Consider the following 19,755-nt stretch of genomic DNA (forward strand, 5'->3'; position numbering starts at 1 on the left):
GAGTTGCGCCCCATCTGCCGCACGCCTATAGCAAGCAAATCGCACGAAAGGCCACTGCCGGTCATGCGCAATTCCCTGGGTCCGCTGTTGCGCCGCGCGACGGTCGGCGTCCTCGCCCTCGCCTCGATCTGGGCGCCGTCCGGCGCCCGTGCGGCCGGCGCGCCGCCCGCCCCGGAGGCGAAGAGCCTCGCCTTCCAGCAGCGCTACCACGCCAGACAGCACGGCGGGATCGTCCGCGCGGCCAACGCGGCCATCAGCTGCCGGGCCGCTCCGGCGGTCCGCGCGGTGCCCTCCTGCCCCTCCGTCCGCCGGGGCGGGGCGGGCGTCAACAACAGCTTCGACATGTTCTACGTCGACGTCGACAGCGACCCGAACACCTACAACTCCTCCCGGGCGGAGGTCCGTCTGCCGAAGGGCGCACAGGTGACGTACGCGCGCCTGTACTGGGGCGGCAACCTGCGCGTGGGCGAGCAGAAGCCGCCCAAGGACAACGGGAGGGTGCTCATCGCCGAGCCCGGCGGGGCGTACAAGGCGGTGCTCGCCGACACGGTCGTCGGCCACCGGGTCGCCCAGGGCGCCGACGCCTTCCAGGCCTCCGCGGACGTCACCCGGCTGGTGCGTCGGAGCGGCCAGGGCCTCTACACGGTCGCCCAGGTGAACGTGGCCATGGGCCGTTCGACGACCGGGGCGTGGGGCGGCTGGACGCTGGTGGTGGCGTACCGCGACCCGAAGGAGCCGCTGCGCGATCTGTCGGTGTGGGACGGCTTCGACACCCTCGGCTCCGCCGCCGGCAAGGAGATCCGGCTGCGCGGGCTGCACATCGCGCCCGGCGCGGGCGGCCGGGCGGGGCTCGTGGCCTACGACGGCGACCGCGGCCGTTCGGGTGATTCGCTCATGCTGTCGACCGGTGGCGGGCAGGCCGTCGCGCTCACCGACCCGGTCAATCCATCTGACGATGTGTTGAACTCCACGATCAGCGAGCCGGGGGAGGCTCCGGCGGCGCGTGTACCGGCGTACGTCAACACGCTCGGCTACGACTCCGACGTGTTCGATCTCCGCAGGGGTTTGCGGCGCGGCGGTGACCAGCTGGCCGTCCGGCTCGTTTCCCACCGGGACGCGGCGTGGGCCGGGGCGCTCTTCGTAGCCGTCGACACACGGAAGAAGTAATCAGGCGCGTTCCGCAGTCCCGAGCGCCACCGTGAGCGAGGAATCCGCGCAATGCACCAGCCAGAACCCGACGCCAGAACCCGGGTCCTGCACCTCACCCAGCCCGTGGACGGCGGGGTCGCCCGGGTCGTGACCGACCTGGCGCGGGCCCAGCTCGCGGCGGGTCTGCACGTCACCGTCGCCTGTCCGGCCGGCGCGCTCGCCGGGGAACTGCGCTCCCTGGGCGCGCGGACGGAGCACTGGGCGGCGACCCGGTCGCCGGGGCCCTCCCTCCCCGGCGAGGTGCGGCGGCTCGCACGCCTGATCGCCGGGGTACGCCCCGACCTCGTGCACGCGCACAGTGCGAAGGCGGGGCTGGCCGGCCGGCTCGCGGTGCGCGGCCGGATCCCGACCGTGTTCCAGCCGCACGCCTGGTCCTTCGAGGCCGTCGGGGGCTCCACCGCGGCGCTCGCCCTCACCTGGGAACGGTTCGGGGCGCGGTGGGCGGACCGGCTGGTGTGCGTGAGCGCGGCGGAACGCGACGCCGGCCGGCGTGCGGGGATCGCCGGGCGATGGAGCGTCGTCCCCAACGGCATCGACTCCGGGCGTTTCCATCCCGCCCCCGTCGACACCGTGCGTGCCTCGCTGCTGCCCGGCGTCGGCCCGGCGGCACCGCTGGTGGTGTGCGTGGGCCGGCTGTGCCGGCAGAAGGGGCAGGACGTACTCCTGCGGGCGTGGGACACGATCGTGCGCAGGACGCCCGCCGCCCGACTGGTGCTGGTCGGCGACGGTCCGGACGCGGCGCGGCTGCGGTCCCACGCACCGGAGTCGGTGCTGTTCGCCGGGGCCGTCGCCGACGCCGTGCCCTGGTACCAGGCGGCCGATCTGGTGGTGCTGCCCTCGCGCTGGGAGGGCATGGCGCTGGCCCCGCTGGAGGCGATGGCCTGCGGCAGACCCGTGGTGGTGACCGACGTGAACGGCGCCCGGGAGAGCCTGCCCGCCGAACTCGTCGAGCGCTGTCTGGCCCCCGCCGAGAACCCCGCGGCGCTCGCCGACGCGGTCTGCGCACTGCTGCCCGACCCGCTGCTGCGCGAGTCGCTCGGCCACCAGGGGCGCCGGCACGTCCTGGCCACGCACGACGTGCGGCGCACGGCCGAGGCGGTCGAGGGCGTGTACCGGGAGCTGCTCACGACCATCGACGGGGCGCCGGTCGCGCCCACCGAGTGCAGGGAGTCCATCCACTCGTGACTGCGGAAAGCACCGTCCCCTCTCCCGGCGCGCAGGCCGGATACTCGCCCGTCTCGGTCATCGCGCGGCGAGGAAGCGCGGCGGGATTCCGGTTCCCCGTCCGCCGGCCCCCGGCGCGGCCCGTGTCGCCGCTGCCGCTGCTGCTCGCCGACGGGCTCGCCGCGTTCGCGGGCGGGCTGGCCCTGACCGGGGCGCAGCGCCGCCCGTTACTGGTGGCCCTGCTGGTGACGGCGACGATACTGCTGCGCCCTCGGCGCGCGCGTCCGGTGGCGGGGGTGTTGGACGAACTGCCCGCCGTGTGCGGCCGGATCGCGGTGGCCTGGCTGGCGCTCGGCGCGCTCGCCGCGGCATGGCACCCGGCGCACGCGCTGTCGGCCCGCACCCTGGTCCTCGGCTGCGCGGCACAGGCCTCGGTCGGCTGCGCGGCCCGCGCGGTCGTGCATCTGCGCCGGCGCCGGGCGCTTCTGCGCCGGCCGCGCGCCGCACTCGTCATCGGCCCCGCCGCGACCGCGCAGCGGGTGGCCGCCGCGGTGCTGCGGCATCCCCGGTGCGGGGTCCGGCCGGTGGGGATCGTGGCCGAGAGCCCCGGCGGCTGCGAGGGGCTGCCGGTGCTGACCTCCGGTCAGGAGGTGCAGCGGGCCCTCATCCAGAACGGTGTGCGGGACGTGCTGTGCGTCCACCCCGGCGTGCGCGGTGTGCAGGGTCCGCTGCTGCGGGCGCTCGCCGAATCGGGCTGCACGGTGTGGGAGGTCGACGCCGACATCCCGTCGTACGCGAGCCGCGAGCAGTTGGCCGGGTTCTCCTGCCGGCGCCTCGACATGGGCGCCCGTCGGCGCGGCAGCCTCGGCAAGCGGCTGCTGGACGTCGTGGTGTCCGGGGCGCTGCTGCTGCTGGTGAGTCCGCTGCTGCTGCTGTGCGCGGCCGTGCTGCGGCTGACCGACGGACCCGGGGTGGTCTTCCGGCAGGAGCGCATCGGCAAGGACGGCCGGCCCTTCACCCTGCTGAAGTTCCGCACCCACCGCCCGGTCGACGAGCACGAGTCGGCGACCCGCTGGAGCGTGGCCGGGGAACGCGAGATGAGCCGTTTCTGCCGCTTTCTGCGCCAGACCTCGCTGGACGAGCTGCTCCAGTTGTGGAACGTCCTGCGCGGCGACATGAGCCTCGTCGGACCGCGCCCCGAACGCCCCTTCTTCGTCGGCCAGTTCAGCCAGACCTACCCGGGTTACGCGGCCCGTCACCGGATGCGGGCCGGCATCACCGGCCTCGCCCAGGTGCAGGGGCTGCGCGGCGACACCTCGATCGAGGACCGGGCCCGTTTCGACAACGCGTACATCGACAACTGGTCGCTGTGGCAGGACGTGTGCATCCTGCTGCGCACCGCGGCCGCCCTCGTGCGACCGACCGGGAGCTGAACCGCCGATGACCCTCGCCCCGCCCCTTCCGCTGACGCTGCCCCGCAACCGCGCCCGCGCCCGTACGCTGTCGCCGGTCCTGCCGGTGGTCGCCGTGATCGCCCTGCTCGGTCTTCCCCCTCCCCGGGCGGCGAGGGCGGCGCCGGGCCGGCCGACGCGCTGTCCGCGCTGGTCGTGCTGTTCTGCGTGGTGCGGCTGCTGCGGCAGCGGGTGCGCCCGCTGTCCCGTACGGCGGCCGTGGTCCTCGGGATGCCGGTCGCGGGGCTCGCTCTCGCGGCGATGGGCGCGTCCTCGCCGGGCGCGGGGCTCACCGGGCTCGGCCGTTATCTGCAGATCTTCGTGCTGGTCCCGGCGGCCGTCGTGCTGCTGGTCCGGAACCGGGCCGACCTGCGGCTGCTCGCCTGGTCGTTCGTCGGGCTCGCGGGCTGGCAGGGGGCCGTCGGCGTCCACCAGTTCGTCACCGGGACCGGCGCCTCCTACCAGGGCGAGACGATCCGGGCGGTCGGCACCTTCGGGCCGCAGGACGTGATGGGCATGGCGACCGTCGTGTCCTTCGGGCTGGTCTGCGCGGTCGGTCTGGCGCTCGGCGGCTCCGGTGCGCGGCAGCGGGCGGTCGCCGCCGCCGCCGCGCTCGCCCTGCTGGCGCCGCTCGCGCTCTCCTTCAGCCGGGGGGCGTGGATCGCGACCGCGCTGACCTGCACGGTCCAGCTGGCCCTGGCCGGACTGCGCCGGGCGCTCAAGGTGGGCGCGGCGGCGGTCGCGGCCGGGGTGGTCCTGGTGGGCGGCTTCGGCGTCGGCTCGGCGATGCTCCAGGAACGCGTCAGCAGCATCACGCAGGTCGCGGACGCCCCGGACCAGTCGGTCGTCGACCGGTACACCCTGTGGGCGTCCGCGGTCGGCATGTGGGCCGAACAGCCGCTCACCGGCGTCGGGTTGAAGGGCTTCCCCGAGCACCGGGACGCGCACGCCTCCCTCGCGCTGTCGTCCGGCAGCGACACCGACGGCGCGGGCTCCGGCTTCGTCCGGCAGCCGCTGCTGTCCCCGCACAACATGTATCTGCTGGTCCTCGGCGAACAGGGCCTGATCGGACTGCTCGCCCTCGCCGGCGGCTGGCTGGCGATGCTGGCGTGCGGGCTGCGGGGGTGGCTGCGCGCCCGGCGCTCCGGCCGTGGTCTCGACTGTGCGCTGTTCGCCTGCGGCCTGCTGGTCTGGCAGCTGATCGACTTCGCGTACGCCGACATCGGCGGACCGTCGACGGTGCTGACCGCCGTCGTCTTCGGGATCGTCGCCTGGTGGGCGCTGGTCGGCGCGGACGCCGGCGCCGGTAACAGCAACGGCAACGGCAACGGCAACGACAGCGGCAGTGGCCGTGACCTCGGCCTCGAGGGAGTGCGGGCAGGATGACCGTGACGCCTCCTCGGACACCCCGCGCGGACGGGCCCGTGTCCGTGCCGCCCGCGCGGTCCGCCGCCCGGTCCGGGGAGACGGACCCCGAGGCTGCCGGAGAGGCGGGCGAACTCCCCGCCGCCTCCAGTGGTTTCCTCGCCAAGGCCGCGCTCGTCACCGCCGCCCTGTCCGTCGCCGGGGCCCTGCTCGGGCTGGTCCGGGACCAGGCGCTGGCGCGGCTCTTCGGGGCGGGCAGCGACACCGACGCCTTCCTCGTCGCGTGGACGGTGCCCGAGTTCGCGGCCACGCTGCTGATCGAGGACGGACTGGCGTTCGCCCTCATCCCGGCGTTCAGCATGGCGCTGGCCCGCCGTTCCCAGGGCGCGCCCGGCGACCCGGTCCGGGCGCTGGTCGCGGGCACGCTGCCCCGGCTGTCGCTGGCGTTCGTCGCGGTGGGCGCGCTGCTCGTCGGCGCCGCCCCGCAGGTCGTCGACGTCCTCGCGCCCGGCCTCCCCGACCCGGCGCTCGCCGTCGACTGCACCCGGCTCACCGCGACCTGCGCGGTGACCTTCGGCCTGGCCGGGTACTGCAGCGCGGCCCTGCGCGCCCACCGGCGGTACGTGGCGCCCGCGGCGATCTACGTGGCCTACAACGTCGGCATCGTCACCGGGATGTACGTGCTGGGCGGGCGCTGGGGCGTGCGGTCGGCGGCGGCCGGGGTGGCGGTGGGCGGGCTGCTGATGGTCCTCGTGCAGCTGCCCTCGCTCATCGGCCGGCTCCGCAGGGGGCGGACGGCCACGGTGGGGCCCGTCGGACAGGAGGAGCCCCGGCCGCTGGACACCGAGCTGCTGGCGACCGTCCTGCTCTTCGCGCTGTGCCGGCAGTCCCAGACGCTCATCGAGCGCTTCCTCGCCTCCCAGCTTCCGGCGGGGGCGATCTCGCACCTCAACTACGCGCAGAAGGTCGCGCAGATGCCGATGATCCTGTCGGTGATGGTGTGCACGGTGACCTTCCCGGTCGTCGCGCGGGCGCTGGCCGAGGGGGACGCCGAGCGGGCCCGCAACCGGGTGGAGCGGGATCTGGCGCTGGCCTCGTGCATCGTGCTGCTGGGCACCGCCGCGGTCGTGGCGTGCGCCCCGCAGATCGTCGAACTGCTCTTCCAGCGCGGCGCGTTCACCAGCGGGGACACGCTGGCGACGGCGGGCGTCATGCGGGTGTACGCGCTCGGGCTGCTCGGCCAGACCCTGGTGGGCGTGCTGGTCCGCTCGTACTTCTCGGGGGGCCGCGGCTCCTGGTACCCGGTCGGCGCGATGGCCGGCGGGATCGTCGTGACGTCTTGGATCGGCGCGTTGAGCGTCGGCGCCTGGGGCGTGTACGGCATCGCCGTCGCCAACGCGACCGGTATCACCGTCACCGCCCTGGTGCTGCTGGCCGGCATGGGTCCGCGCAACGTCCCGATCGGTGTCCGGGGCGTGCTGCGCGAGCTGAGCCGGCCGGTGCGGGCGGCCGTGGTGGCGACCCTCGCGGGGGCGCTCGCCGCCATGCGGTTCGCCGACCCGGTGCGCGCGCTCGCCGTCGGGGGCCTCACCGTGACCGTCGTCTTCCTGCTGGTGGGCCGGGCCCTGGGCGCCCAGGGCATCGTCTCCGCCTTCCGTTCCGTACGTTCCGCGACCCGAAAGCTCTCCCATGGCCGCTCCTGACCTCACCCGCGCCCCCGTCCCGTGGGTGGCGATGTACCACTCCGTGAGCGACTGCTCCGACGACCCCTACCGCATCACCGTGACCCCCGGACGGTTGGAGCAGCAGCTGGCGTGGCTGCGCCGGCGTGGACTGCGCGGCGTCTCCATGGCGGAGCTGCTGGCCGCCCGCGCCCGGGGCGAGGGCCGCGACCTGGTGGGCCTCACCTTCGACGACGGCTACGCCGACTTCCTCACCGGGGCGCTGCCGGTGCTGCGCCGGCAGGGCTGCAACGCCACCCTGTTCGTGCTGCCCGGCCGGCTCGGCGGCGACAACGCCTGGGACCCGCTGGGTCCGCGCAAACCCCTGCTGACCGCCGACGGGATCCGCCGCGCGGCCGCTGAGGGCGTCGAGATCGGCTCGCACGGCCTCACCCACGTCGACCTGACCCGGGCCGACGACAGCACCCTGAAGGCGGAGACGGTCGAGAGCCGAGCCGCCCTCGCCGCCCTCCTCGGGACCGAGATCGACGGCTTCTGCTACCCGTACGGCACGGTCGACCGGCGTGCCGTGGACGCCGTGGACGAGGCCGGCTACTCCTACGCCTGCGCGATCGACCCCGGCCCGCTGAACGGCCCGCTCGCCTTCCCGCGGGTCCATGTCGGGCAGGGCGACGACACCGTCCGGCTGTTCCTGAAGTACCGCCTGCACCGGTTGCGCCGGCGTCCCGTCGAGGGGCTGCGGTGAAGGCGCTGCACATCATCACGGGGCTGGGCGTGGGCGGCGCCGAGCAGCAGTTGCGGCTGCTGCTGCGGCATCTGCCGGTCGACTGCGAGGTGGTGACGCTGACCAACCCGGGGTCGGTGGCCGACGGGCTCGCCGAGGACGGCGTCAAGGTCGTCCATCTGGGCATGGCCGGCAACCGCGACCTGGGCGCGCTGCCGCGGCTGGTCCGGGTGGTCCGCTCCGGGGGCTACGACCTCGTGCACACGCATCTGTACCGGGCCTGCGTCTACGGCCGGCTGGCCGCGCGGCTCGCCGGGGTCCGCGCGGTGGTGGCCACCGAACACTCCCTGGGCGAGTCTCAGTTGGAGGGCCGGCCGCTGACCGCCGGGGTGCGCGCGCTGTATCTGGCCAGCGAGCGGCTGGGCCGCACCACGGTCGCCGTCTCCCCCACGGTCGCCGACCGGCTGCGCGGCTGGGGTGTGCCGGAGCCGCGGATCGAGGTCGTCCCCAACGGCATCGACCTGGCCCGCTTCCGCTTCGATCCGGCGGCCCGGCTGCGCACCCGCCGGCGTCTCGGGCTGCCCGACGACGCCTGTGTGGTGGGCGGTGTGGGACGCCTGACGGCCGGCAAACGCTTCGACGTCGTCATCCGCGCACTGGCCCGGCTCCCGTCGGACCACTGGCTGCTGCTGGTCGGCGGCGGCCCGGAGGAGAACGTGCTGCGGCGCGTCGCGCAGGAGGCCCAGGTCGCCGACCGGGTGCTGTTCGCCGGCGAGCGCCCCTATGTGGCGGACGGCTCTCCCGGCCCCGACCTGCCCTCCCTCGCCTGTGCCATGGACGTGTTCGTCTCGCCGTCCGCCGAGGAGACCTTCGGGCTGGCCGTTGTGGAGGCGCTGGCGTCGGGATTGCCCGTGCTCTACGCCTCCTGTCCCGCGATCGAGCAGTTGCCCGCGCGGGCGGCGCCGGGCGCGCGCCGGGTGACCGGCGGCGCCGACGCGTTCGTCCGGGCGCTGTCCGAGGTCCGCGCGCCCGCCCCGGGTCCGCGCGCCGCGCCCGAGGCGGCGCTCCACTACGACATCGCCCGCAGCGCCGCCCAGCTGATGGACGTGTACGCGACCACCGTTTCCGGACCACCCCAGTCGTCCTCCGCTTCCCCTACACCCCAGGGAGTCAGTTCCCCATGACCGAGAACCCTCGCCGTCCCGCCGCCCCGCGCCGCGCCAAGTCGCTCCCGCCCTGGGCCCTGCTCGCGGCCGGAGTCGTCGTCGGCGGCGCGCTCGGCGGTGCCTACGGTGTCGTCAAGCCGCCCGTGTACACGGCCACCGCCTATGTCGTCGCCGTCCCCACGGCGAAGTCCGACCCGGCTTCGGCGCTCGGCTTCGCGCAGGCCTACGGCCGGGTCGCCACCCAGCTCGCGGTGCTCGGGGACGCGCAGGTGTGGGCCGGCGTGCCGGTGAGAACACTTCAGCAGAGCGTGCAGACGGCGACCTCGCCGGACGCCCCGATGGTCTCGATCACGGCGACCTCGCCGCGCGCCGACCTGGCCGCCGACATGGCCAACGCGGTGTCCCGCTCGCTGACCCAGCACGCGAAGAGCTCCCAGGCCACCACCAACGTCGAACTCCAGCAGTTCGCCCGCGCGGTGAAGCCGACCGGGCCCTCCTCGCCGTCCCCCGTGCTGACCGGGGCGGTGGGGGCGAGCGCGGGCGGACTGCTCGGCGGGCTGGTCCTGCTGGTGCGGCCGAAGAAGCGTACGCAGGACGAGGGGGCGCTCCCCGCCGCCGTCCCCGGGCCGGCCCTCGCCGCCGAAGCCCACGGGGCGCTGTGAAGGCGACGTTCACCACCGAGGTCGTCACCGACGAGCGGGCCTTCGCCGCCCTCGCCCCGGCCTGGGACCGGCTCTACCAGCGGTGCGCGACGGCCACCCCGTTCCAGAGCCACGCCTGGCTGCACTCGTGGTGGCTGTCGTACGGCCGCCCCGGCCGGCTGCGGCTGCAGCTGGTCCGGGACGGCGCGGAACTCGTGGCCGTCGCCCCGCTGACCGCCGTGCGCCGGCCGGTGCCCGCGCTCGTGCCGCTTGGCGGGGCGATCTCCGACTACGGGGACGTCCTGGTCGACGACGAGCACGGTGAGCGGGCCGTCGGCGCGCTCACCGAGGCCCTCGCGACCGCCGCCCGCACCGCGCTGGTCGATTTCCGCGAGGTGCGGCCGGGCGGTGCGGTGGAGCGCGTCTACGAGCACTGGCGCGGGCCGCGGCGGCGGGTCGGCGACTCGGTGTGCCTGGAGCTGCCCGCCGTGCCCATGGACGAGCTGGTGGCCCGGCTGCCGTCGGCGAAGGCCCAGCGGGTGCGCGCCAAACTGCGCAAGCTGACCGCGCTCGGCGTGCAGCGCCAGGCGGTGCGCCCGGAGGAGGTGGACGCGGCGCTGCGGCGGCTGCTGGAGCTGCACCGGCTGCAGTGGCAGGGGCGGAAGGTGACGGGCGAGCACCTGCGCGACCGGTTCTGCGAGCACCTGGTGCGTTCGGTCGGTCCGATGGTGCGCTCCGGAGCCGCGGTGGTCACCGAGTTCCGGCTCGACGACGACGTGGTGGCCGTGGATCTGACGCTGCTGTCGCGGCGGCTGGCCGGGGGCTACCTGTACGGCGCCCATCCGCGGCTGCGGGAACGCAAGGCGGACGTGGCGGTGATGCTGCTGGAGGCGTGCGCCGAGCACACCCGCGACGGTGGGCGGGCCGCGCTGAGCCTGCTCCGCGGCGACGAGCCGTACAAGCATCACTGGCGGCCCGAACCGGTCGTCAACCAGCGGCTGCTGCTGGCCCGTCGGCGTACCGCGCCGCTGCTGTCCGCGGTCGCGTGCGACGTGGCGGCGCGGCGGCGGGGCAAGGAGCTGCTGCTCCGGCTGGAGCAGCGGAGGGAGCGTGCCGGTGGCGGCGGGCCCTGACGCGGGCCGGCCGCCACCGCACATCGGTTCACCCGTTGCGCGACCACCAGTCCAGGCGGATGCACAGCTTGCCGCCGAGCCAGTACTCGACCCAGTCGCCGAGGTCCATCGGCGTGCAGTTCACCGGGGGTTCGCCGGTGGGATCGGTGGTGGGCGGCTCGGTCGTGGGCGGGGTCGTCGGGTCCGTGGTGGGCGCCGGGGTCGTGGGCTCGGTGACCGGCTCGTCGGTGCGGCCGGACAGCAGCGAACGGTAGACGTCGGACGACCGCGGGTTCTGCCCGCACTGCCACACGCCGTGCGGGCAGTAGTCGGTCAGCGTGTTGTACAGCGGCCGGTGCTCGTCCATCCAGGCGATCATGCGCCGCATGTATTCGGCGTTGTCGCCGTTGCGGAAGAGTCCCCATTCGGGATAGGAAATGGGCTTGCCGTGGGATTTGGCGAAGTCCACGTGTGCCTGCAGCCCGTAGGGTTCACTCACCTGCTCGTCGAAGGACAGACCGGTCGGCTGGTCGTACGAGTCCATTCCGATGATGTCGACCGTGTCGTCCCCCGGATAACACTCGGTCCACGGAACGGCGTCCTTGCCGCGCGTCGGCGTGAAATCGAATCTGAATTTCTGGCCCGGCACCGCACGCATGGCGGTGACGATCCTGTTCCAGTACTTCTTCCAGGCCTCCGGGTCCGGCCCGCAGCGATGGGTGTACGTGATGCCGTTCATCTCCCAGCCGAGCACGATCACCGTGTCCGGCACCTTCAGCGCGACCAGCCGCTCGGCGAGAGCCGTGAAGTGGTGATCGAACTCGCCGTCCGCGCCCTGCCGCAGCAGCCGGCGCACCTCGGAGTCGGAGACGCCTTCCTCGTTGCGCTCCATCATGGGCACGTTGAGGACGAGCATCCGGTCGTCCTTCTCCAGCCGCCAGTCCGCCCACACGTCGAGGAAGCCGGCCGGGCCCTCGATGTTGTGCCAGCGGTCGCCCGGCAGGTAGGTGTGGCCGACGCGCAGTTCGGACCCGCCCAGCCAGGCGCTGAGCTCGGCGATGCGGGCCACGCCGCTGGCTCCGTAGTCGAGGTAGGCGCCGAAGGCGGGGGCGGCGGCCTCGGTCGGCGGGGCCGGGGGCGTGGGGATCTGCACCGGGGACTCGCCCGGGGCCGGTGCCGGGGACTCGCCCGGGGTCTGTTCCGGACTCGCCTGTGCCTCCGGGGTGGTGGCCGGGGCGGGGACGGCTTGTTCGACCGCGGCGGGCGCCGGTTCGGGCGCGGCAGGCACGGGGACGGCCGGAGTGGGCGTCGGGACGGTCGGGGCGGGTGCCGGTTCGGGTGCGGCGGGCATCGGGACGGTCGGGGCGGGAGCCGGTTCGGGTGCGGCGGGCATCGGGACGGTCGGGGTGGGAGCCGGTTCGGGTGCGGCGGGCATCGGGACGGTCGGGGCGGGAGCCGGTTCGGGTGCGGCGGGCATCGGGACGGTCGGGGTGGGAGCGGGAGGATCGCCGACCCGCAGCACCCCCGAACCCGCGGCGAATCCAGGTCCGGACGCCAGGGCGGCCGACGCCGCGACGGCGGCCGCGACGACGGCAAGCCGCCGCGACCGTGCGCGTCGCTGTTGTGGAGTCATGCCTGCTCCTTTCTCCACTCTCGCGTAACGCGCACTGCCCGCGCATTACTGACACTCAGTCATATGAAAGTCACACGAAAAGGAATGACGCCACCTCCGATACGGCTTTCGAGTGCCTTGATCGCCCGTATCGGTGAACCGAGCCGAAGGATCCGCTGAAAATGCCTCAGTCGCTGCTCGACACCCGCGTCCCCGCCGTTCTCCTGCGGATCGACCGGAATCCCTTCCACCACGGCACGCTGGGCGCCGTGCGCTCGCTCGGCCGGGCCGGAATCGACGTGCACGTCGTCGCCGACGCGACCGGAAGTCCCGTGCGCGCCTCCCGTTTCGTACGCGAGTCGCATCCCCCGCCGCCGCCCGGCGCCACCCACGCCGACATCGCCGCCGCCCTGCTGCGGGTGGCGACCCGCGTCGAACGGCCCGCCGTGCTCATCCCGATGGACGACGCCGGCGCGATCGCGGTGAGCCGGCGGCGCGCCGAGCTGGCGCCCGCCTATCTGCTGCCGCAGCAGCCCGGTGCGGTGCCCGAACGGGTCGCCGACAAGGCGGAACTGGTCGCCCTGTGCGCGGCGGCGGACGTGCCGCACCCGCTCACGGTGATCCCCGACAGCGCGGCACAGGCAGCCTCCGAGGCCTGGCGGCTTGGCCTGCCGGTGGTGGCGAAGTGGAGCCGGCCCTGGCTGCTCCCCGCCGGTTCGGGGCTGCGCAGCACGGCGCTGGTGCGCTCCCCGCGGGAAGCGCGCGAACTGTATCTGCGCACCGAGGAGGCGGGCAGCCGGCTGCTCCTCCAGGCCTTCCTGCCACCTGGTCCCGACCGTGACTGGTTCTTCCACGGGTACGCCGACCGCTCCGGCGCCCTACGGGCCGGCGGTCCCGGCCGCAAGCTGTGCGCGTGGCCGCGCGGGGCGGGGCTCACCGCGGTCGGCGAGTGGACGGAGAACCCCGAGGTGCGCGCGCACGCCGAGCGGCTCGTCGGCACCCTCGGCTACCGAGGCATCCTCGACCTCGACTTCCGCCGCTGCGGCGGCACCGGCGAGTACCACCTGCTCGACTTCAACCCACGCCCGGGCGCCCAGTTCCGGCTCTTCACCGACTCCGCCGGAGTGGACGTCGTCCGCGCACAGCACCTGGACCTGACGCACCGTCCGCTGCCCGCCGGGGAGCCACAGCCCGGACGGACGTTCGTCGTGGAGAACTATGCGCCGCTGGCCGCGCTGCGACCGACGCGCCGGGGCCGCGAACTGGCCTGGCACACGGGCGACGACACCGCTCCCGGCCGGGCCATGTGGGGACTGTGGGGCGCGCACGTCGTGCGCCGACTGCTCCACCGTTTGCGCGGGCTGGGCCCGGCGGCCGCCGCCGGGGACGGGCCCCGCGTGGTCCGCCAGTCACCGCCGCCCCCGTCCTCCCTGACCCGCCTGCGCACCCAGACCGGACCCGCCGGACAGCGCGGGCGCACCGCACCGGCCGCGGCCGGACCGACCGACGACGAGAAAGCGAGCAGCTGCTGATGTACGACCTGCTGGTGGTGGGAGCGGGCCCGTACGGCCTGTCCATCGCGTCGCACGCCGCGGACGCCGGGCTGAGCCTGCGCGTCTTCGGCCGGCCGATGGCCTCCTGGCGCGACAACATGCCGGGCGGGATGTTCCTCAAGTCCGAGCCGTGGGCGTCCAACCTGTCGGACCCGGCGGCCCGCTGGCGGCTCGACGCGTACTGCGCGACCCGGGGCATGACGGCCCGTCACGGAGAGCCGATCCCCGTGGAGACGTTCGCCGAGTACGGCCTGTGGTTCGCCCGCAACGCCGTCCCCGAGGTGGACGAGCGCACGGTGGTCCGCGTCGCGGCGCTGCCCGGTGGCTTCGAGGCGGTCACCGAGGACGGCGAGACCGTGCAGGCCCGCACGGTCGCTCTCGCGGTCGGGGTGATGCCGTTCGTGGAGATCCCCGCGGCCCTGCGCGGGCTGCCGTCCTCGCTCGTCTCGCACAGCAGCCACCACGGCGACCTCGAACGCTTCCGCGGCCGGGACGTCACCGTGATCGGCGGCGGGCAGGCCGCCCTCGAGACGGCCGCGCTGCTCGCCGAACAGGGCACCCGGGTCCGCGTGCTGGCCCGCTCCGACCGGCTGCGCTGGAACGACGTCCCGCCGCCCTGGGAACGCCCGTGGTGGCGGTCGGCCCGCTCCCCGCACAGCGGCCTCGGCTGCGGCTGGCGCAACTGGTTCTACGCCGAACGCCCCGGCCTCTACCGGCGGCTCCCGGAGCCGACCCGCGCACGGATCGCGGCGACGGCGCTCGGACCGGCCGGCGCCTGGTGGGTGCGCGACCGGGTGGAGGGCGCCGTGGAGGTGTGCCTCGACCACGAGGTGACGGCGGCGGTCGCGGCGGACGGCGGAGTGCGGCTGGACGTGACGGGCGCGGAGCCCTTCGAGACCGAGCACGTGATCGCGGCCACCGGCTTCCGGGCGACCCGCGATCGGCTCGGACTCCTCTCCGGCCCGCTGCGCGACGCACTGGCCACGGTGGCCGACGGCTCCCCCGAGGTGGGCCGGGACTTCGAGTCGTCCTGCCCCGGACTGTTCATGGCCGGCCTGGTCACGGCCGCCGGGTTCGGGCCGGCGATGCGTTTCGTGCACGGCGCGACCTTCACGGCGGGGACGCTCGTGCAGGGCGTGCAACGCCGGCTGCGCACAGGGCTGTCGGGCGGGGCGATCCCGGCGCCGGGCCGACGCGGGGCGGCGGAGTCCGTGCGGCGCTGAGCGCGGCACGGGCCTGTCGGGTGGACGCGGCAGAAGGGCCTGTCGGTGGATCAGGTCGCAGCCATTGCGATCTGATCCACCGGCAGGCCCAGGGTGTGGCGTGGACGCCGGCCGCGCGGGCGGTCGGCACCGGGTGCGTTCAGCGCCGGGAGGCGGCCCTGCCTCGCCGGTACAGCACGACGCCGCCCGCGATCAGCGCCGCGCTGACGCCGGAGGCGGCCAGCAGCGCCGCGTTGTCCCTGCCGGTGTGCGGCAGCTCGGGCGGGGTGTGCCCGCCGCCACCGCCGTTGTGCGGGGGCGCGGTGTGCTCGCCGCCGGGGGGCGTGCTGTGCCCGCCGTGCGGGGGCGGGGTGCTGTGCCCGCCTCCGGGCGGAGGCGTGCTGTGACCCCCGTGCGGAGGCGGTGTCGAGTGCCCGCCGTGCGGGGGCGGGGTGCTGTGGCCTCCGGGCGGGGGCGGGGTCGAGTGCCCGCCGTGCGGGGGCGGGGTGCTGTGGCCTCCGCCGGGAGGCGTCCAGTGGCCGCCGCCGGGAGGTGTCGAGTGACCCCCGCCGTGAGGAGAGCTGTGACCCCCGCCGGGAGGCGTCCAGTGACCCCCGCCGGGAGGCGTCGAGTGGCCCCCGCCGGGAGGCGTCGAGTGACCCCCGCCGTGAGGAGAGCTGTGACCCCCGCCGGGAGGCGTCCAGTGACCCCCGCCGGGAGGTGTCGAGTGCCCCCCGCCGGGAGGAGAGCTGTGACCGCCGTGCGGAGGGTGGGTGGAGTGGCCTCCGCCGGGAGGCGTCGAGTGGCCGCCACCGGACGGGGTGCCGTGGCCGTGACCGCCGCCCGGAGGCGTGTGGCCTCCGCCGCCGCACGTGTCGCCGTAGCCACCGCAGTCGTCTCCGTGCCCGTGGCCGCCCTGACCGGAGCCGCCGTATCCGGAGTCGCTGTAACCCGGCTCCTCGTCGCCGGAGTCGCCGTAACCCGGCTCGTCCTCGTCGGAGTCCCCGTAACCGGAGTCGCCGTAACCCGGCTCCTCGTCGCCGGAGTCGCCGTAACCGGACTCCTCGTCGTCGGAGTCGTCGTGCGGTGTCCCGTGCGCGCGGTTGGCGCCGGCATGCGCGGCGCAGGCGTTGCCGAACGCGGGGTCGAGCGCGGCGATGACGTCGGCCGAGTTCCCGCAGACCTTCAGCGGGATGTGCAGCGGGGCCTCGACGTGGTTGCCCGCGAGGGATCCTGGTGAACTGTTGGCCGCCCCCACGGCGTTCGCGTCGGCGAGGGCGTAGCCGCCCCCGCACAGGGACAGAATGCTCGTCGCGGCGGCGGCCGCGACCATTCCCCTGCTCAGGGTCTGTCGCAATCTCGTGGTCTTCCTGCTCGGAGAAGTGGGAAGGGCCGGCCTCGGACCACACGGAAGTCGTCCAAGGCCGGCCCGGACCCGGCTGAAAGGCCGGGAATGACGTTTCGTCAGTCGTTGATGCAGAAGTTGCCGCCGGCCGGGTTCAGAGCGGCGATGACGTTGATCGAGTTGCCGCACACGTTGATCGGAATGTGGATCGGAATCTGGACGATGTTGCCGGACAGGACACCCGGCGAGCCGATGGCAGCGGCGTTGGCACCGGCGTCGGCGAAGGCGGGGGCGGCCCCGCCCAGGGCCAGGATCAGACCCGCGACAACAGCAGCACTCTTCTTCATGGGTTTCCCTTCTCTGCGGTCATGCCTAGATGACGGTCGAAACCGAGCGAACGCAACTGGAACGGCTCGCACCATGACTCGCAGGCTGCAAACGACAGATGGACGATCGAAGAAACTCAGAAACGCGTGCCGTCCGGTTATTCACTCGAACGCCTTCATACAATTGACCCGCCGGACCCAACAGGGAGAAACGATTCGCCTGAGCGGCGCAGCAGAAATTGACAGAACATCAGGGAAATCGCCGGGAGAAGAACGAAGCCGGACGGTCCGCCGAAAGAGGCAGGGACCGTCCGGCGAGCGGTGCCGGGGAGGGCGTCAGCCGTTGGCCACGCCGTTGCCGCCCACCACTGAGTCCGACGTGGTGAACGGGTTCTTTTCCTGGGCCCCCGGGTGGATTCTCCACCCGGGCAGCGGGCCGCCGGATCATCGGCGGCCCGCTGTTCTAGCGTGCGGCGCGTGACGACGAAGAGAAACCTACTGCCACGTCGGCTGGCGATTCCCTCAATCGTCCTGGCCGCCACCGGCGCACTGCTCGGCTCCTCCGTGCTCTCCGGCCGGGAGCACTCCCCGCGCGCGATGAACGTCCTGGTGATGGGCACCGACGAACGGGACACCATCTCCGCCGACGAGAAGCACAAGTTCCACGCCGGCGGCCAGGCCTGCGGCTGCACGGACGTCCTGATGCTGATCCATCTCTCGGCGCGGCGGGACCGAGTCAGCGTGATCGGCCTGCCCCGTGACTCCTGGGCGAACATCCCGCAGTACCGCGCCCCGGACGGCAAGCAGCGCAAGGCGCATTCGGCGAAGCTCAACGCCGCGTACCAGGAAGGCGGCGCGGAGCTCACCGTCAAGACCGTCGAGTCCATGACCGGGCTGAACGTCGACCGGTTCGTCCAGGTGGACTTCCGGCGCTTCATGGACTCCGTGAACGAGGTCGGCGGCGTCGAGGTGTGCACGCCGCGGCGACTGAAGGACCTCGCCACCGGCATGGACCTCAAGCCGGGCAAGCACCGGCTCGGCGGCGGGCAGTCGCTGCAGTACGTTCGCTCGCGGCACGTCGACACCAGCGCCGACCTCGGCCGCATCCAGCGTCAGCAACGCTTCCTGTTCCAGTCGTTGCGCGAGGTGCAGGAACGCAAGCTGCTCGGCGACCCGCGGCGCACCCTGCACCTGATGCGCACCCTCCTCGGGAGCGGCTCGCAGGGGTTCTCGCTGAACGAGCTCGTCCAGGAGGCGGCGGCGCTGCGCAGGCTGCCGGACGCGGCGACGGAGTTCACGACCGTGCCGATCGGCGGATTCGCCCCGGCCTCGGTGGGCATCGGTTCGGCGCTGGCCTGGGACGACCGGAAGACGGACGCGCTCTTCAAGAAGGTGCACCAGGACCAGCCGCTGCTCGCCCGGGGCGAGAACCCCGGGCCGAAGGATCCGCCGACCATTCTCGGCAGCACGGTGCCGGTGCGCGGGGGCACGTACGCGTGCAGGTGAGGGGGGCGCACGGTGGGTGCGGCCGGTGCGCTGGGCCGATCGGGGCACGCTACGCAATCCCGGTCGGAGGCGGGCCTTGTCGATCACAAGGCTCCTCCCCGCTCCTACAGGTCCAGGTGGTCGGCGTCGGCGATCGCGTCGGCGAGGGCGGTGACGTCCGCGTCCTCGGTTTTCTTCGCCAACGTGCGGGCTGTTTCCTCGAGTTCGGTCAGATCGGGGGCGTCCGGGAGCGGGGTCGTGGGGCGGCGCAGGGCGTCGGCGAAGTAGGCGGCCGTCGCCGTGACCCGGAAGCGGGCGGAGGCGTCGGCGAGGTCGTCGTGCAGGGCGCCCGTCTCCAGTCGGCCGGCGTTCTCGTGCGGGGTGCGGGTCTTGGGGTCGAGCCAGCGGACGGTGGCGGTGGCGAGGGGCCCGTCGGCGCCGTGCTTGACGCGCACGGCGTAGAGGGCGGTGACCGTGTGGCCGGGGCCGACCTCGCCGCCGTCGACGCCGTCGTCGCGGAAGTCGTCGTCGGCGACGCGGCGGTCGTCGTAGCCGATCAGGCGGAACTCGGCGACGGTGTCGGGGTCGAAGGCGACCTGGGCCTTGGCGTCGCGGGCGGTCAGGTCGACGTTGCGCGGGAGGTCTTCGCAGAAGACCTTGCGGGCGTCGGTCTCGTCCGACACGTAGACGGTGTGGCCGTCGCCCTTGTCGGCGAGGCGTTCCATCAGGGCGTCGCCGTAGTCGCTGCCGACGCCGACGCCGAACAGGGTGACGCCGTGTTCGCGGCGGGCGGTGTCGATGCGCTCCAGGATCGCGTCGGCGTCGGTGTCGCCGGTGTTGGCGAGGGCGTCCGAGATCAGGACGACCCGGTTGGTGGCGCCCTTGCGCAGGCCCTCGACGGCGGTGGCGTATCCGGTCTCGACGCCGGCGCCGAGGTTGGTGGAGTCGGTGGGTTCCAGGCCGTCGACGGCGTCGTGGACGCGGCCGCGGTGCTCGCCGAGGCGGGTCATCGGCAGGACGGTCTCGGCCTCGCCGCTGAAGGTGACGAGGGCGACGGAGTCGTCGTCGCGCAGGCGATCGGCCATCGTGCCGAGGGAGGACTTGGCGAGGTCGAGGCGGCCGGGTTCGCCCATCGAGCCGGAGACGTCGATGACGAAGGTGAGGGCGGCGGGCGGGCGTTCGCCCGCTTGCGCGGCCGTGCGGGTGGCGAGGCCCACGCGGACCAGGGACCAGTCGTCGTCGCCGGTGCGGGCGCCGTCGACGGTGACCGAGAAGCCGTTGCCGTCCGGGCGTTCGTAGTCCTGGCGGAAGCTGTTGACGAACTCCTCGGGGCGGACGGTGGCGGGGGCCGGGCGGCGGCCTTCGGCGAGGGTGCGGCGGGCGTAGCCGTAGGACGCGGTGTCCACGTCGAGGGCGAAGGTGGAGAGACGGTCGGAGCGTCCGTCGTCACCCTGCTCGTCGCCCTTCGCGTCGTCCTTCGCGTCGCCTTGCTCGCCGCCGCGCGGTGCGCTCGGCGCGGGGAGGGCCTCGTTGTGGCCGGCGGTTCCGTCCGCGGCCTTGCTGCCGCCGGAGTCCGCGCTCGCGCCGCAGCCGGTCAGCAGCAGTGCCGCCGCGGCCGTGAAGGCGAGCAGTGCCGGTGCCCGATGGTTGTTCATGTCGGTGCCCCCTGTGTCCGTCGTCTCTGTGACTGTGACGCGCCAGGGGGCCGGAACGTGCGA

15 protein-coding genes and 1 pseudogene are annotated in these 19,755 nt (G+C 74.2%); 12 read left to right on the plus strand and 4 right to left on the minus strand.

Features of this window, described 5'->3' with window-relative positions; all coding sequences use genetic code 11:
- The first annotated feature begins 63 nt into the window (after positions 1-63).
- From QA802_RS15550 to QA802_RS15590, 9 genes and pseudogenes are all read left to right on the plus strand, one after another.
- Positions 64-1,167, plus strand: a complete 1,104-nt coding sequence (locus QA802_RS15550; protein ID WP_334522598.1) for a DUF3344 domain-containing protein — start codon at positions 64-66, stop codon at positions 1,165-1,167.
- Between the two features lie 51 nt (positions 1,168-1,218).
- Positions 1,219-2,394, plus strand: coding sequence for a glycosyltransferase (locus QA802_RS15555; RefSeq protein WP_334522601.1), 1,176 nt, complete (start codon positions 1,219-1,221; stop codon positions 2,392-2,394).
- Positions 2,391-3,806 (plus strand): exopolysaccharide biosynthesis polyprenyl glycosylphosphotransferase, encoded by a 1,416-nt coding sequence (locus tag QA802_RS15560; RefSeq protein ID WP_334522604.1) that lies wholly within the window; start codon positions 2,391-2,393, stop codon positions 3,804-3,806. Before QA802_RS15555 ends, QA802_RS15560 begins: the two co-directional genes overlap by 4 nt.
- A gap of 7 nt (positions 3,807-3,813) precedes the next feature.
- Positions 3,814-5,210, plus strand: a pseudogene (locus QA802_RS15565) (O-antigen ligase family protein).
- Positions 5,207-6,892: a murein biosynthesis integral membrane protein MurJ gene (gene murJ / locus QA802_RS15570; RefSeq protein WP_334522606.1), complete on the plus strand. Its 1,686-nt coding sequence runs from the start codon at positions 5,207-5,209 to the stop codon at positions 6,890-6,892. The pseudogene QA802_RS15565 and the gene murJ overlap by 4 nt, the downstream one beginning before the upstream one ends.
- Positions 6,879-7,616, plus strand: coding sequence for a polysaccharide deacetylase family protein (locus QA802_RS15575; RefSeq protein WP_334522609.1), 738 nt, complete (start codon positions 6,879-6,881; stop codon positions 7,614-7,616). Before murJ ends, QA802_RS15575 begins: the two co-directional genes overlap by 14 nt.
- Complete coding sequence (locus tag QA802_RS15580) at positions 7,613-8,779, plus strand: glycosyltransferase (RefSeq protein ID WP_334522613.1); 1,167 nt, start codon at positions 7,613-7,615, stop codon at positions 8,777-8,779. The genes QA802_RS15575 and QA802_RS15580 overlap by 4 nt, the downstream gene beginning before the upstream one ends.
- On the plus strand, positions 8,776-9,423 hold the full coding sequence (locus QA802_RS15585; RefSeq protein WP_334522616.1) for a YveK family protein: 648 nt from the start codon (positions 8,776-8,778) through the stop codon (positions 9,421-9,423). The genes QA802_RS15580 and QA802_RS15585 overlap by 4 nt, the downstream gene beginning before the upstream one ends.
- Positions 9,420-10,535 carry a GNAT family N-acetyltransferase gene (locus QA802_RS15590; protein WP_334522619.1) on the plus strand — a complete coding sequence of 372 codons (1,116 nt, stop codon included), beginning with the start codon at positions 9,420-9,422 and terminating at the stop codon, positions 10,533-10,535. The genes QA802_RS15585 and QA802_RS15590 overlap by 4 nt, the downstream gene beginning before the upstream one ends.
- A gap of 28 nt (positions 10,536-10,563) precedes the next feature.
- Here the strand turns inward: QA802_RS15590 and QA802_RS15595 are convergent, their stop codons facing one another.
- Entirely contained in the window at positions 10,564-12,147 is a 1,584-nt protein-coding gene (locus tag QA802_RS15595) for a glycoside hydrolase family 26 protein (RefSeq protein ID WP_334522621.1), read from the minus strand.
- Positions 12,148-12,308: 161 nt separating this feature from the next.
- Between QA802_RS15595 and QA802_RS15600 the strand changes: the two genes are divergently transcribed.
- Together QA802_RS15600 and QA802_RS15605 are read left to right on the plus strand one after the other, a co-directional pair.
- A complete protein-coding gene (locus QA802_RS15600) occupies positions 12,309-13,658 on the plus strand; it encodes a carboxylate--amine ligase (protein WP_334522624.1) in 1,350 nt (449 codons plus the stop codon).
- Positions 13,658-14,902 (plus strand): FAD-dependent oxidoreductase, encoded by a 1,245-nt coding sequence (locus tag QA802_RS15605; RefSeq protein WP_334522627.1) that lies wholly within the window; start codon positions 13,658-13,660, stop codon positions 14,900-14,902. The genes QA802_RS15600 and QA802_RS15605 overlap by 1 nt, the downstream gene beginning before the upstream one ends.
- 139 nt (positions 14,903-15,041) lie before the next feature.
- On the opposite strand, the gene QA802_RS15610 is transcribed toward QA802_RS15605, so the two are convergent.
- Together QA802_RS15610 and QA802_RS15615 are read right to left on the minus strand one after the other, a co-directional pair.
- On the minus strand, positions 15,042-16,238 hold the full coding sequence (locus QA802_RS15610; RefSeq protein WP_334522630.1) for a chaplin family protein: 1,197 nt from the start codon (positions 16,236-16,238) through the stop codon (positions 15,042-15,044).
- Positions 16,239-16,345: 107 nt separating this feature from the next.
- Positions 16,346-16,573, minus strand: a complete 228-nt coding sequence (locus QA802_RS15615) for a chaplin (RefSeq protein WP_334522633.1) — start codon at positions 16,571-16,573, stop codon at positions 16,346-16,348.
- A 456-nt stretch (positions 16,574-17,029) separates the two neighbouring features.
- On the opposite strand from QA802_RS15615, the gene QA802_RS15620 reads away from it, so the two are divergent.
- A complete protein-coding gene (locus QA802_RS15620; protein ID WP_334522636.1) occupies positions 17,030-18,058 on the plus strand; it encodes an LCP family protein in 1,029 nt (342 codons plus the stop codon).
- 104 nt (positions 18,059-18,162) lie between these two features.
- Here QA802_RS15620 and QA802_RS15625 read toward each other — a convergent pair whose 3' ends face one another.
- Complete coding sequence (locus QA802_RS15625; RefSeq protein WP_334522639.1) at positions 18,163-19,692, minus strand: vWA domain-containing protein; 1,530 nt, start codon at positions 19,690-19,692, stop codon at positions 18,163-18,165.
- Positions 19,693-19,755 lie beyond the last annotated feature (63 nt).

This window comes from Streptomyces sp. B21-105, assembly GCF_036898465.1.
Taxonomy (GTDB): Bacteria; Actinomycetota; Actinomycetes; order Streptomycetales; family Streptomycetaceae; genus Streptomyces.

What these genes read in the sequence shown, in the direction of transcription:
- QA802_RS15600 (WP_334522624.1), top strand. Translation starts at nt 12,309, where the DNA reads ATGCCTCAGTCGCTGCTCGACACCCGCGTCCCCGCCGTTCTCCTGCGG.
- QA802_RS15605 (WP_334522627.1), top strand. Translation starts at nt 13,658, where the DNA reads ATGTACGACCTGCTGGTGGTGGGAGCGGGCCCGTACGGCCTGTCCATC.
- QA802_RS15575 (WP_334522609.1), top strand. Translation starts at nt 6,879, where the DNA reads ATGGCCGCTCCTGACCTCACCCGCGCCCCCGTCCCGTGGGTGGCGATG.
- QA802_RS15585 (WP_334522616.1), top strand. Translation starts at nt 8,776, where the DNA reads ATGACCGAGAACCCTCGCCGTCCCGCCGCCCCGCGCCGCGCCAAGTCG.
- murJ (WP_334522606.1), top strand. Translation starts at nt 5,207, where the DNA reads ATGACCGTGACGCCTCCTCGGACACCCCGCGCGGACGGGCCCGTGTCC.
- QA802_RS15615 (WP_334522633.1), bottom strand. Translation starts at nt 16,573, where the DNA reads ATGAAGAAGAGTGCTGCTGTTGTCGCGGGTCTGATCCTGGCCCTGGGC.
- QA802_RS15625 (WP_334522639.1), bottom strand. Translation starts at nt 19,692, where the DNA reads ATGAACAACCATCGGGCACCGGCACTGCTCGCCTTCACGGCCGCGGCG.
- QA802_RS15550 (WP_334522598.1), top strand. Translation starts at nt 64, where the DNA reads ATGCGCAATTCCCTGGGTCCGCTGTTGCGCCGCGCGACGGTCGGCGTC.
- QA802_RS15595 (WP_334522621.1), bottom strand. Translation starts at nt 12,147, where the DNA reads ATGACTCCACAACAGCGACGCGCACGGTCGCGGCGGCTTGCCGTCGTC.
- QA802_RS15555 (WP_334522601.1), top strand. Translation starts at nt 1,219, where the DNA reads ATGCACCAGCCAGAACCCGACGCCAGAACCCGGGTCCTGCACCTCACC.